This window comes from Pseudopedobacter sp., assembly GCF_040392825.1.
GTDB lineage: Bacteria > Bacteroidota > Bacteroidia > Sphingobacteriales > Sphingobacteriaceae > Pseudopedobacter.
On sequence record NZ_JBEBVH010000109.1, the window covers coordinates 1 to 12,466 of the forward strand.

General features: G+C 35.9%; 11 protein-coding genes and 1 pseudogene. 5 read left to right on the forward strand and 7 right to left on the reverse strand.

Translation table 11 applies throughout. The features are described 5' to 3' along the window. Positions 1-256 precede the first annotated feature (256 nt). The 5 genes and pseudogenes from ABWO41_RS09365 (at position 257) to ABWO41_RS09385 (ending at position 5,809) form a co-directional block, all read left to right on the forward strand. On the forward strand, positions 257-2,473 hold the full coding sequence (locus tag ABWO41_RS09365; protein ID WP_353136919.1) for an alpha-N-acetylglucosaminidase: 2,217 nt from the start codon (positions 257-259) through the stop codon (positions 2,471-2,473). A 78-nt stretch (positions 2,474-2,551) separates the two neighbouring features. Continuing rightward, positions 2,552-3,646, forward strand: a pseudogene (locus ABWO41_RS09370) (SGNH/GDSL hydrolase family protein). Positions 3,647-3,727: 81 nt separating this feature from the next. Continuing rightward, positions 3,728-5,239, forward strand: coding sequence for a carbon-nitrogen hydrolase family protein (locus ABWO41_RS09375; protein ID WP_353136922.1), 1,512 nt, complete (start codon positions 3,728-3,730; stop codon positions 5,237-5,239). A gap of 55 nt (positions 5,240-5,294) precedes the next feature. Then, positions 5,295-5,546, forward strand: a complete 252-nt coding sequence (locus ABWO41_RS09380; RefSeq protein ID WP_353136925.1) for a hypothetical protein — start codon at positions 5,295-5,297, stop codon at positions 5,544-5,546. A gap of 32 nt (positions 5,547-5,578) precedes the next feature. Next, positions 5,579-5,809 carry a hypothetical protein gene (locus ABWO41_RS09385; RefSeq protein ID WP_353136928.1) on the forward strand — a complete coding sequence of 77 codons (231 nt, stop codon included), beginning with the start codon at positions 5,579-5,581 and terminating at the stop codon, positions 5,807-5,809. A 401-nt stretch (positions 5,810-6,210) separates the two neighbouring features. On the opposite strand, the gene ABWO41_RS09390 is transcribed toward ABWO41_RS09385, so the two are convergent. The 7 genes from ABWO41_RS09390 to ABWO41_RS09420 all read right to left on the reverse strand — a co-directional run. Then, positions 6,211-6,777: a TlpA family protein disulfide reductase gene (locus ABWO41_RS09390; RefSeq protein ID WP_353136931.1), complete on the reverse strand. Its 567-nt coding sequence runs from the start codon at positions 6,775-6,777 to the stop codon at positions 6,211-6,213. Between the two features lie 7 nt (positions 6,778-6,784). Continuing rightward, a complete protein-coding gene (locus tag ABWO41_RS09395; RefSeq protein WP_353136934.1) occupies positions 6,785-7,297 on the reverse strand; it encodes an acyl-CoA thioesterase in 513 nt (170 codons plus the stop codon). 11 nt (positions 7,298-7,308) lie between these two features. Beyond that, positions 7,309-8,622: a type IX secretion system plug protein gene (locus ABWO41_RS09400; RefSeq protein ID WP_353136937.1), complete on the reverse strand. Its 1,314-nt coding sequence runs from the start codon at positions 8,620-8,622 to the stop codon at positions 7,309-7,311. A gap of 95 nt (positions 8,623-8,717) precedes the next feature. Next, complete coding sequence (locus ABWO41_RS09405) at positions 8,718-9,134, reverse strand: DUF6157 family protein (protein ID WP_353136940.1); 417 nt, start codon at positions 9,132-9,134, stop codon at positions 8,718-8,720. A 69-nt stretch (positions 9,135-9,203) separates the two neighbouring features. Then, positions 9,204-11,000, reverse strand: a complete 1,797-nt coding sequence (locus tag ABWO41_RS09410) for an ABC transporter ATP-binding protein (protein ID WP_353136943.1) — start codon at positions 10,998-11,000, stop codon at positions 9,204-9,206. A gap of 220 nt (positions 11,001-11,220) precedes the next feature. Continuing rightward, on the reverse strand, positions 11,221-11,586 hold the full coding sequence (locus ABWO41_RS09415; protein ID WP_353136946.1) for an iron chaperone: 366 nt from the start codon (positions 11,584-11,586) through the stop codon (positions 11,221-11,223). Positions 11,587-11,731: 145 nt separating this feature from the next. Beyond that, a partial coding sequence (locus tag ABWO41_RS09420) for a M23 family metallopeptidase (protein WP_353136949.1) occupies positions 11,732-12,466 on the reverse strand: 735 nt, incomplete at its 5' end.

Genomic DNA, 12,466 nt, shown 5'->3' on the forward strand with positions numbered 1-12,466 from the left:
AGGCGGAGATGGAAAACTGATAGAGATTACAGACAACGCCGGGCATGGTTCGGATATTAGCGCCTCTTCAAAATTACTATTGAAGTCAGCAGAAAATCAAACTTTTAGAAGTTTGAGCTGGGCACCGGTAAAGAAATAATAAAATACATTAACATATAAATCAGAAGCGCCTTTTAAGTCTTTTTAATATCATTTATTTTCATAATTAATGAAGTTGAAAAACTTTCAAGGTGCTTTTTTATTGCAAAAAAAAATAATGAAGAGATCCTGTTTATTGACGCTTTTACTTGCGACTTGCGTCTGTTTAAATGCTTTTTCCCAACTGAATGTATCCGCATCTAAAAAACTAATCCAGCGTATTGTCCCACAGCATTATCAGAAATTTGAAGTGAAATATCTTCCTAAAACGGGTGAGGATGACCGTTTTGAAATTGAATCGAGAAATGGAAAAATAGTGCTTTCTGGTAATAATGGTGTTGCTGTAGCCTCTGCTTTAAATTACTACCTGAAAGAGTATTGCAATTTCGAGATTACGTGGAACGGCAGTAACCGCAATATGCCTAAAGTTTTACCGGTTATTAAAGAGAAAATCAGTAAAACGAGTCCGCATGAGTTAAGGTATTATTTAAATTACTGTACTTTCAGTTATTCAATGGCCTGGTGGGACTGGAAACGCTGGGAAGAGGAAATTGACTGGATGGCATTGAACGGAATTAATATGCCTTTGGCTATAACCGGACAGGAAGCTATCTGGCAGAAGGTTTATAAAAGTATGGGATTTACCGATAAGGACTTACAGGAGTTCTTTACAGGACCTGCTTACTTTGGCTGGTTTTACATGAATAATATGGATGCCTGGGGTGGGCCGCTTCCACAATCCTGGATTGATTCGCATAAAGAATTGCAGAAAAAGATCCTTGTAAGACAAAGAGAATTAGGAATGATTCCGGTTTTACCTGCTTTTACAGGACATGTTCCTAAATCGTTCGTAAAGAAGTTTCCGGAAGCAAAGGTCGATAGCGTAAATTGGCAGGGTAATTTTCCCAATATTTACATGCTTAATCCAAATGATCCGATGTTTTCCAAAATTGGCGAACAGTTTCTTAAAGAGCAGACCCGGGAATACGGTACAGACCATTATTACTCATCAGACATATTCAACGAACTTAATCCGCCATCCTCAGATCCTAAATACCTATATGATATCAGCGAGAAGGTATATTCCTCTATGAAGAAAGTTGATCCAAAGTCAGTTTGGGTTATGCAGGCCTGGTTATTTGTAAGTGCCCATGGCAGAAAATTCTGGACTCCGGAAAGAATGCAGGCTTTTCTGAAACCTGTTCCTGATGATAAATTGGTAATCCTTGATTTATATACTGAGAATCGGCCGAGGTGGAAAAATACCGAAGGTTATTACGGCAAAAAATGGGTGTGGAATATGTTGCATAATTTTGGCGGTAACATAGGTCTGTTTGGTAAAGCGCAGACTATTGCAAGCGAACCTGCAAGGGTTTTGTCGGATCCGATGAAAGGCAATTACAGTGGTATTGGTTTAACCATGGAAGGTATAGAGCAAAACCCTTTTATTTACCATCTCATGTTGGAGCATGTATGGAATAATCAACCTGTCGATTTGGAAAACTGGACCCACAAGTATATTGCCAGAAGATATGGTGTTTTGGATGAAAATGCCGTAAAAGCCTGGAATGTATTATTGAATACCGTTTATAAGGATAACAATAAAGATCAGGGAGCTCCGGAGTCTATACTGACCGGAAGACCGACGTTTGCTCAAACCAGTTACTGGACATGGACTGATTTGTATTACGATAATCGTGAATTTGTAAAAGCATGGGACTATTTAATTAAATCTTCAGATAAATTAAAAAATAGCGATGGTTTTCAGTATGATATAGTTGACGTAACCAGGCAAGCTATGGCTAATTACGCAACAGCATTACAGCGTCAGTTAGCTTATACTTATCATGCAGGAGATGCACAGACTTATGAAAAGGAATCTAAAAAGTTTCTGGAGCTCCTTTCGGATTTAGACCGACTTTTGGCTACCAGAAAAGATTTCTTACTGGGCATATGGATAGAAGATGCTAAGAAATGGGCTACTAATGCAGAAGAAAGCAAGTTGTACGAGTTTAATGCTAAAGATTTAGTTTCCATGTGGGGACATAAAGAAATAACTATCAATGATTACTCTGCCAGACAATGGAGCGGCTTGGTAGAGAATTATTACAAACAGCGCTGGCAAATTTTCTTTAATCAGTCGCTGCAAAAGTTAAAGAACAACGAAGTTTGGGATCAGGCAGAATTTGAAAAATACATCAAAGATTGGGAGTGGAACTGGGTAAATAAACAGGAAGTTTATCCTACCGCTACAAAAGGAGATCCAGTAGAGGTTTCTAAGGAAATGTACCATAAGTACTTCCGTACAATTGCCAGAGTGAACGTTATAAAATAAAATGTATTAGTTCTATTTGTATAAACTGCCTGATAGATACGCGTCTTCAGGCAGTTTTTATTTATTTAAATAACAATTATGAAAAAGACATTATTATCGGGTCTGTTTTTAGTTTGTTCATTCCTGACGTCCTTTTCCCAGGATTTCGAAGGGTTTAACTGGATAGATCTCAGCCAGGACAAATCTATTAAGCTGCAAGGTCAGCTTTGGAGTAATCAGTTACAGCAACGCTTCGATAGATTACCAGCATCCTATGAAAACCTGGTAAGGAAAGAGGTGTGGAGCCTTTCCCGAAACTCAGCGGGCATTTATTTGGATTTTTATACTACTGCGGACAGTATAGTATTGAAGTATGCATATCAGGGAAAAGAGTCGTTAAAGAATATGACAGCTATAGGTGTAAGTGGTATAGATTTATATGCTTTTACTACAGATAAACGCTGGGTATGGGTGCAGGGAAAATACACCTCCTTCAAAAAAGAAGATATGACTATTGTCTTCAGTGAATTGAAAGGAACAAAGATTAATAAATACCGTTTGTACTTTCCTTTATATAATTCGGTGGCTAATTTCAAGATAGGATTGAATAAAAATGTTCCATTAAAGCCGTTGCATAATACAGCTAAACCTGTAATTGTTTATGGTACCTCAATAGCACAAGGAGCATCAGCTTCGAGAGCTGGTCTGGCCTGGACTGCCTTTCTGTGAAGACAGATAGATGTACCTGTTGTAAACCTTGGTTTTTCGGGCAACGGAAGATTGGAAAAAGAACTGGTAGACCTGATAGCTTCTGAAGAAGCCTCGGTTTATATTATAGATTGTTTACCAAATCTGGTAGCATTTACAGATGAAGAGGTTTATCAACGTTTAGTATATGCTTTAAAAACCTTAAGAAGCAAGCATCCCAAAACTCCAATTATCTTTACCGAACATGCCGATGCTACTATTGACTTGCTGAACAATAGTTCACAGCAGGAATACGAAAGGGTTAACAGGAATTTTAGAAAGTTTATGGCTGAGAATATTACCGGAAAGGATAAAGATGTATACGTTGTCACTGCAGAATCTATTAATTTGGGAATAGATGATACCATTGATGGGATACATCCATCGGACATGGGAATGAAAAAATATGCAGATGCTTATCTGAAAGTAATTCAGAAACTCCGCTAATCTCAAAAAGCATAATCTGCCTATAAAAACATTTCAAAAAGCCTTCTGTTGTATTTGTAAGAAGATGCAAATACAACAGATATGGATATTAAGGTAAGACAACTTACTAAGAAAGATTATAACGACTTAAGAAAATCTATGCAGGAAGCTTACGATTGCAAGGAAGTGGAAACCTGGAGCCGTAAGAATATCATTGACCTGATAGATATTTTTCCGGAAGGACAGTTGTGTGTAGAACTTGACGGCCACGTGGTGGCTTGTGCATTAGCGATCATATTAAACTCAAAAAACACCAATATTTACGATAAATATTATAATATTATTGATGAGGGAAAATTTACAAAACACGATATTGAAGGAGATGTACTATATGGAATAGAAGTGTTCGTTCATCCGAAGCACAGAGAATTGAGGTTGGGAAGAAGGCTTTACGATGCCCGAAAGGAATTGTGCGAGGAATGGAACCTTAAGAGTATTGTAGCCGGTGGCAGAATTCCAAATTATCATAAATATGCTGATAAGCTGAGTACTAAACAGTACATCGAAAAAGTAAAGAAAAAGGAAATTTACGATCCGACTTTAACTTTCCAGCTTTCTAATGATTTTCATGTAAAGAAAATATTGAAGAACTACCTTCCAAATGATGAGGAATCAATGGAATACGCTACGCTTTTAGAATGGAATAATATCTACTATGATGCTGAAGCGCGCTCAATTTCTCCGGCAAAACAAACTATTCGTTTAGGATTGGTACAATGGCAAATGCGTTCATTTTCTACTTTGGAAGCTTTTTACGATCAGGTGGAATTCTTTGTTGATGCGGTAAGTGATTACGGTGCGGATTTTATTTTACTTCCAGAGTTTTTTAATACGCCATTAATGAGCCCCTACAATGATCTGCCAGAGCGTGAGGCGATGAAGAAATTGGCAGAACATACCAGGGAAATTAAGGAAAAGATACTGTCTTTCGCCGTTTCCTACAACGTAAATATTATTGCGGGAAGTATGCCTATAGTAGAAGGCACCAAGCTGTTTAATATTTCTTATTTATGCCATAGAAGTGGTAAAATAGACGCTTATAAAAAGGTTCACATTACCCCCAATGAGCTTCGGTATTATGGATTAGAGGGAGGAAGCGAAGTCAAGGTGTTTGATACCGATTGTGGCAAGGTAGGTTTGTTAATCTGTTATGACGTAGAATTCCCTGAATTAAGCAGAATACTTGCAGATCAGGGAATGAAGATACTCTTTGTGCCTTATATGACAGATACGCAAAACGGTTATATGAGGGTAAGGTATTGTGCACAGGCCAGGGCAATAGAAAATGAATGTTATGTAGCTATAGCTGGCTCGGTAGGAAATCTGCCAAGAGTAAATAATATGGATATTCAATATTCCCAATCGGCTGTATTTACACCCTCAGATTTTGCCTTTCCAAATAATGCCATAAAAGCAGAAGCTACTCCCAATACAGAAATGGTGTTAATTGCCGATGTTGATTTATATGCATTAAGAGATCTGCATGAATATGGAACTGTTAAAATTATGAAGGACAGAAGGAAGGATTTATATGAAGTGAAATTGCTAAAATAAAAGTTTAAAGTGTTGTATAATAAAATAGTACCTGTATAATATAAAGTATTTATTTATGAAAAATAGAAATGAAGGACCTAATGATCCTAAGAAGTTTAAAGATGGAAACAGTCTGACACCAGAGGGAGATGAAGAGTTTTTCGAAATGGATGGTAATGCTAAAAATGATGAGCAACTGGCAGCAAGTGATGCCGACTATATTAAAGATGAGGATGATACTAAACCTTTCGAAGAAGAAGATGATATTGAAGATTTTGATGATGAAGTAAACAATAAAGATAGCGATAAATCGGAACCATTTTTGTAAAGGATAGCTGTACAGAACTAAACATCAATATTATGGAAAACAAGGAACACGAAGAATTAAACGAATTAAATAAAAAGCATACTCCCAATCCAATAGAAACAGATTACGAGGCTAATAAGGAAAATCCCGGGCCGGGTAAAGAAGCGGTAACTGAAAAAAATGACGAAAAGGCGGGCAAATTGCAGCATTGGTTGTTGCCTATTATTATTGCTGTTCTTTTAATTTTCTGGTTAATCTATAAAGCAGTATTTAAAGCTTTTTAGGGCATTAAAAGAAAGATTTTAGTCCCGATGAATCGCATAAGTGTCAAGTTAGGAGAAAAACAAAAAGTATAAGATTAGTGTCCTCGCGTCATTCTGGTCCTGACTGGTCACGGGAAAAGAATCTCATAAGCAGACTTTGTTACTTTTATGGTAAGATACTGATCCGCTCCAAGCGAGATCAGCAATACAAAATCATGAGGAGTGACTTCTGCGTTAACTTGATACCTGTGCGATGAATCGGGATAGTGTAAACTGGAAATATTCAGAGTGTTATAATGTTATTACTTCTGAACGCGAAGATTTCTTTTTTTCATGATCTAGTGGAAATGACATGAAAGCGGACTTTATTCTATACAAATAGCAATCTTAATGGGATTATTTATATTCTACAATATAAATAACTATTCTGCAGCTAGTTGACGAAGCTTAGCAACAAAACTTTTATCACTATAATCAGACATTCCCCTATGCCTGAAGACAACATTTCCTTTTTTATCTATAACGAGCGTAGTAGGTAAAGAACCATCAAAAACAGTTTCTGGTATTGGAGAAGCAGATACAAAAAGTGGTAAGTTGTAATTATGTTTTTTTAGAAAAGAAAGCGGCTTTTCAAACTGACCGTCTACATCAACAAAAACAAACTCAATCTCGTTTGACATTTGGTTATAAAGTTTTTGAATAGAAGGCATTTCTGCTATGCATGGTGGACACCATGTAGCCCAGAAATTTAGAAATACTACTTTTCCTTCCAGATCGCCCATTTTTATGAGTTTCCCTTCTGCAGAGGTAAAGGCAATATTCTTGTCGATAGGGCCTAATACATCTTTTTTACTTAAGGAAGGCGAAAATAGCCCAATTCTGAAAAGCTGTTGGGTTACAAACGTTCGGGTTTTCATATTAAATAATATAAAAGCCATGGCTATCACAGCAATAATAAATCCCCAATTTTCTTTCCAGATCTTTTTCATAAACTTGTTAGCTGAATATCGATTTAATAGAAGAAGCTTCATCCGGCCTCATTTTTCCAGCCAAAACCAAACGTAGTTCCCTTCTTTGCATGGCGGTATTGTACAAAGCCAGTTCTTCCTCTGTTTCCGGAATCAGTTCCGGAACTTCTGTTTTTTGGCCGTTATCATTTAAAGCTACAAAGGTGTAAAAGGCTTCGTTAGACTTTATTTTACTCCCTGACGGTATATTTTCTGCATATACTGTAATCCTGACTTCCATAGACGTATGGAAAGACCTGGTTACTTTTGCTTGTATAGTTACTACATCGCCCAGTTTTACCGGATTTCTAAATGAAACATTATCTACAGAAGCAGTAACAGCAATATTATTGCAGTGTCTTTGTGCCGAAATTCCGGCCGCAATGTCCATCCAATGCAGTAAACGACCTCCCATTAAATTATGAAGCATATTGGTGTCGTTAGGAAGCACCAATTCACTCATAATAACTAAAGATTCCTTTGCTTTTTTCGCTTTCTGCATGGTATATATTATTATTTTCTTGAATTTAAAGTACTATAGGAAATTAATTCTTCATATCTGGAACCGGGCTGTCTGTAATAAACTAATATCTGATAGCTATTTTCTGTTTCATAGAAATTGCCGTCAAATGCATTGTTGTCTATATTCCCTTTAGCATCTGCCCATATGTAATGGTAATTAGTAACACCTTGTTTTAGCAATAGTCTGGTATAGTAGAGTTTGTTTGCCGGATCATAGGTCATTCTTGATTCTTCATCTTTCCGGTAATTATTAAATTTTCCGAGAATATAAGCTTGCCCGTTCTCGGTAGGAGGTGTAGATAGTAGTGTGAAGTATACCCAGCCATAATCTCCATCATAATCCGGATTAGTGCCATCCTGGTTCATGATATAGAAATTGCCATTTTCGTCAAACTGACTGGTATAGGTAGGTGTATTCCAGACAGCATCTGCAAACAATTTTACATGGTACAAAGAATCCTGATAGATACTTTGCGTTGTTTGCGATTTAAAGCGCATGCTTCTGGTATCAAAAAACCTGAACTCATTGCCGCCATCAAAATCGTTAGTTTTAACATCCTCATAAATCAACTGATCATTTCTTATAAAAAGAGGAACATTGGTCATCTTCTGTGTATCGAAACGTTGGTTTTGCATAACAATGACCTTGATTTCCTGATACGGATTTTGAATAAGCAGCCCCGGATGCTGAATTACAAAATTTACTTTTTGTCTTTTATCTCTTTCCCTTACAACCTGCGATTGCGTAACCACAGCATCCACTTTAACTTTTGGATTGAGAATAAAAAAACGTTTTGTAAGCAATAGCCTGTCCTGATCTCCGTCTTCATAAACTTTAAGGAGGTAATTGCCAGATAATTTAGGTCTTACAGTTTGGTTAGGGATGCTTAATTCGTAATGCATATACTTCTGAAAAGTATTGAACGAAATTTTATAATCATTAATCCTGTCTTCTGTAAAGCTTTCCAAATAATCTATAGGAGTGAGGGAAGATGGATTCCATTCTGCATCGCAATGTACCAGTGTATAATAGAAACTTCTGTTGTCTGCTCTCAGGTCATCAAACTGCAGACGTAACTGATCACCTGAACCTAAATGTATGACAGGGAAAGATTGCCTTTTATCGGCATTATACAGTTCTACGCTTTTGATTTCGGGTATATAAGTATGGTCTGTATACAACAATTCAGACCTGGGTGTACTGGCAATAGTCTTACGCTCTTTTTTAGGTTTTTTCTGAGCGCATACGGACAAATTCCCCAGTAAAAGAAAAATTAAGCTTAAAAATGATAGTCTCTTCAACATATCAGCAATTTAGCATTTATAGAGAAAAAACTAAGTGATTTATTGGAATAAAGCAATCAGAATTTTTACTTCTCTCAGTCTGTCAAAGCTTCTATTCATTTCCTTGAAGTTCGCATAGCCTTTACCTTTTTGATTTCAGGATCCGACAAAAACTTTTGATATTCATCTGTTTCCAATCCATATAATGCGATTTTCCCTTTGCTATCGCTATGAATACCAAACCCGTATGTTTTTGTTAGGGGAGAAGCTCTTAAACAAGCCTGTCCTTTAGAAAAGAACTGTTCTCTTGCCTGTTTGTATTCGGCTTTAGTTAAATCATTTCTGTCTGCAAATACCTGAAAGATTATATCATCAGAAGTATATTTATAGGGATTTTTCGAAATCAAATCGTATTGCATTTCAGCAATAGTTTTTTTGTCAGCTTTTGAAGCTGGTTTTATTCCGTGAGTAGTTTTAGTATCTTCTGCTACTTCTATAAAACTATCAAAATAATTTGTCGTATGTGTTTTCATTCTATTGATGATTAAATAAAATTTATCACTTCCAGTTCTATTTAATGCAATATATCAATATAAAACTACTTATTTATTGTCGTTTGCAGAGATTAAGTTCTTAGCTATTTTTTCGATATTTAGGCTACGGGCACTGGCATCAAAAATTTCTTTATAAACGCCATTCATCTCATAAACTTCGTCATGCGTTCCGGACTCTACCACTTTTCCATTCTTCATGGCATAAATATGGTCAGCATCTATAATTTGTGAGATAGAATGGGAGATAATAACAACAGTCCGTCCTTTTTTAATAGCGTCTAAGCTATTCTTTATCTGCTCCGTAGCAATGGCATCTAAACTGGCAGTAGGTTCATCTAAGAATATAATAGGAGGGTTCTTTATAAACATTCTGGCAATAGCGATACGTTGTTGCTGCCCTCCGGACATTAATAGTGCCTTGGATTGATATTGGTTTGGCAACTGCATAATCTGTTCGTGAATGTAAGCTTGCTTTGCAGCATAGATAATATCTTCTTTAGTTGCGTTGGGATTTCCATATTTGATATTCTCCTCAATTGTGCCGTTAAAGATGTGGTTTTTCTGTAAAACCAGGCCAATCTGTTCTCTTAAATAAGTGATATCATATTGATTGAGGTGCACACCGTCAAGTAGTATTTCTCCAGCCGATGGATCATAAAATTTATCTAAAAGGTTAATGATAGTACTTTTTCCGGCTCCCGACAAGCCAACCAGTGCGGTAATTTTATTAGGTTCTATTTTTAAATTTACATTTTTCAATGCCTGAGTGCCATTAGGATAGGTAAAATCTACATTCCTGATTTCAAATAATCCCCTTATTGTAGCCGGTTTATAAGTACCGGTATTTTCCTTTTCATTATCAGCATTAAGAATATCGAAAAAACTTTCGGAATAGATCATGGCATCATTCATTTCGTCATAAATTCTGTGTAACTGACGAATTGGAGCAGAAACGTTATTGAACAATAAAATGTGGAACATGATGGCACCAATACTCATGCTGCCATTTAATACCAGGTAAGAGGTAAGAATGATGATAATTACTACCCCAATTTGTTCTACAAAAGATTTTAATCCGTCAAACAAGAAACTGGTACGTCTGGTCTGCATCTGGTTTGCCGTAAGGTTGGTCTGCAGTTCCAGTTGTTTACTTGCTTCTATCTTTTCTCTGTTAAATGATTTTATTACAGTAATAGATTCAATAATGCTGATAATACCCTGGCTTTTAGATTCCCGGTAACTCCTAAGGTTCCTACGCCAACCGCTTAGTTTTACAGCTTGCTTCTGCGTAATAACAAAATATATGGGAACAATACAAAGCCCCACCAGACCAACGTAGAAATTAGCATTAAACATAAGTATTAGTGCAACGATGGAATTAGCAAACAAGGGGAGAATATCAATGAAAAAATTCTGTACCAGTCGTGTTAAACTTTCTACACCACGATCTATACGGGTTTGTAATTTTCCGGATTCATTGTTGTTATTGGTATAGAAAGACATTCTGTAGGTAAGAATTTTCTCTACAACAGCCTGTGCCAGATCTCTCGAAACATATATCCTTAATTTCTCGCCATAAAATTTTTGTCCAAACTGGACTAAAGAATTAATAAGTTCTTTACTCAATAAAACAATAGAAATAAAGGAAAGCAAAGAGATACCTTCTGCTAAGCCTTTGCCATTACTAACCAGGTCTGAAATGTGGTTAACTGTATATTGTAATATAAACGCATTTACCTGAGCGGTAAAAGAACCAATAAGCGTTAAAATTAATGTGGCAATGACCAGTACTCTATAAGGTTTTACAAAAGGACGGATGTTTGTGAAAATCTGAGTAATGGTCATTAATTAAAAGCTTTATTAATGTAACAGCTGTAACGGTATGAAGTTTTGTTTTTAGAAGCAATTCATATTCTGTAGAGAAAAGTCTGCCAAGACTATCTAAAAAAGTAAAGTGCTTTATTATTTTAACAAATTTAGAAGGGAAATCTCTTTCCTCTTGCCTGCTGAAAGCGTTTTCGACTCTGTTCGGTAACCAGAGATCTTTTCAGACAGTTTTTTAAAGTTACTTCTTTGCTTCGTTTTCTGCTTTCCTGAACTCGACAATCCTTTTTATCAATTCTGATGGCAGTTCTTCTTTATTCGGAAATTGTATAGCAGATTTGGTTACTTTAAGCTTTTTTAGTTCGGATTCGAATTCCCGTAGTAAGGCCTCGCTCCAGGGACTTGACAGTGAAATATGTTTAGCGTAAGCTGAATAATAAATGAGATAGCCTTTGTATTTGAAAGCGGGAATTTGATAACTGATTATTTCCTCGGCTTGTGGCACAACCTCTTTAATTATCTTGCGTATTTCCTGCATTCTTTCCTGTATATCGGCTGGAAAAGTGTGGTGATACTCGTCTATTGTTTTAAAATCTGTTTTAGCCATTGTAATAAAGTTTAACAATAAAAATAAGATAAAATCTTCTTATAATTTTTGCGGAGTATAATTTCTCTTAATTACATCTCTAAAATAGAATTATAGTTTTTGGACGAAGAGCTTTTGTATGATGTTAGAAATAAAGTGTAATGAGCTAATAGTTTCTAAAGTAGGTATTGCCTTCTTTTAAAAATACAGACTCTTTACCATGATTAATTCTGAATAGAGTCTTTAATGTCTTTGCTTTTTTGAACGATCCTATAAAACATGAAAAATGTAAGTGTGGCCCATTTGTCCAACCAGTATTTCCACTAATTGCAATAACATCACCTTTTTTTACTTTATCACCAACGTTTAGCTTTACACTATTTTTTTTAATATGCGCATAACTGGCAAAAGTTCCGTCCGAATGCATTACCAGAATATGATTGTTGTATTTATTACATTCTTCCCGTGGGCAGCTCTGTGAATTATTTTGTACAATTTGTACCACTATGCCTTCTCTGGCAACTAAAATTGGACTGCCTTCAGGCATATTAAAATCAATAGAATTATTGTCTTTGTGTGAAAAAGCTCCGTTGTAACCCTGTGATACAATGTAACTTTGCCCTTTCTGAAAAGGCAAATCATATTCGAATGATTTGTCGTAATTAGTTATGGTGACATCACCTATGGTATATTCGTATCTGTATGCGAATTTGTATTTGCTGGCAGATTTATTAGATAAACTTAATTCGCCAATTTTATATCTTTCACTTTTAGGCGGAATTACGAAAATCTTTTTTTGCGATTCTGAAAAAGCAAGATTTGTTAATTCAAAATCTATAGAAATAGAAACAGGATAAAATTCATTATTATTTGCATAAATGATATAACCTTTATCCTTATT

Bases quoted from the DNA above. Each gene is read 5' to 3' on its own strand.
- ABWO41_RS09365 (WP_353136919.1), top strand. From the start codon at position 257: ATGAAGAGATCCTGTTTATTGACGCTTTTACTTGCGACTTGCGTCTGT.
- ABWO41_RS09375 (WP_353136922.1), top strand. From the start codon at position 3,728: ATGGATATTAAGGTAAGACAACTTACTAAGAAAGATTATAACGACTTA.
- ABWO41_RS09380 (WP_353136925.1), top strand. From the start codon at position 5,295: ATGAAAAATAGAAATGAAGGACCTAATGATCCTAAGAAGTTTAAAGAT.
- ABWO41_RS09385 (WP_353136928.1), top strand. From the start codon at position 5,579: ATGGAAAACAAGGAACACGAAGAATTAAACGAATTAAATAAAAAGCAT.
- ABWO41_RS09390 (WP_353136931.1), bottom strand. From the start codon at position 6,777: ATGAAAAAGATCTGGAAAGAAAATTGGGGATTTATTATTGCTGTGATA.
- ABWO41_RS09395 (WP_353136934.1), bottom strand. From the start codon at position 7,297: ATGCAGAAAGCGAAAAAAGCAAAGGAATCTTTAGTTATTATGAGTGAA.
- ABWO41_RS09400 (WP_353136937.1), bottom strand. From the start codon at position 8,622: ATGTTGAAGAGACTATCATTTTTAAGCTTAATTTTTCTTTTACTGGGG.
- ABWO41_RS09405 (WP_353136940.1), bottom strand. From the start codon at position 9,134: ATGAAAACACATACGACAAATTATTTTGATAGTTTTATAGAAGTAGCA.
- ABWO41_RS09410 (WP_353136943.1), bottom strand. From the start codon at position 11,000: ATGACCATTACTCAGATTTTCACAAACATCCGTCCTTTTGTAAAACCT.
- ABWO41_RS09415 (WP_353136946.1), bottom strand. From the start codon at position 11,586: ATGGCTAAAACAGATTTTAAAACAATAGACGAGTATCACCACACTTTT.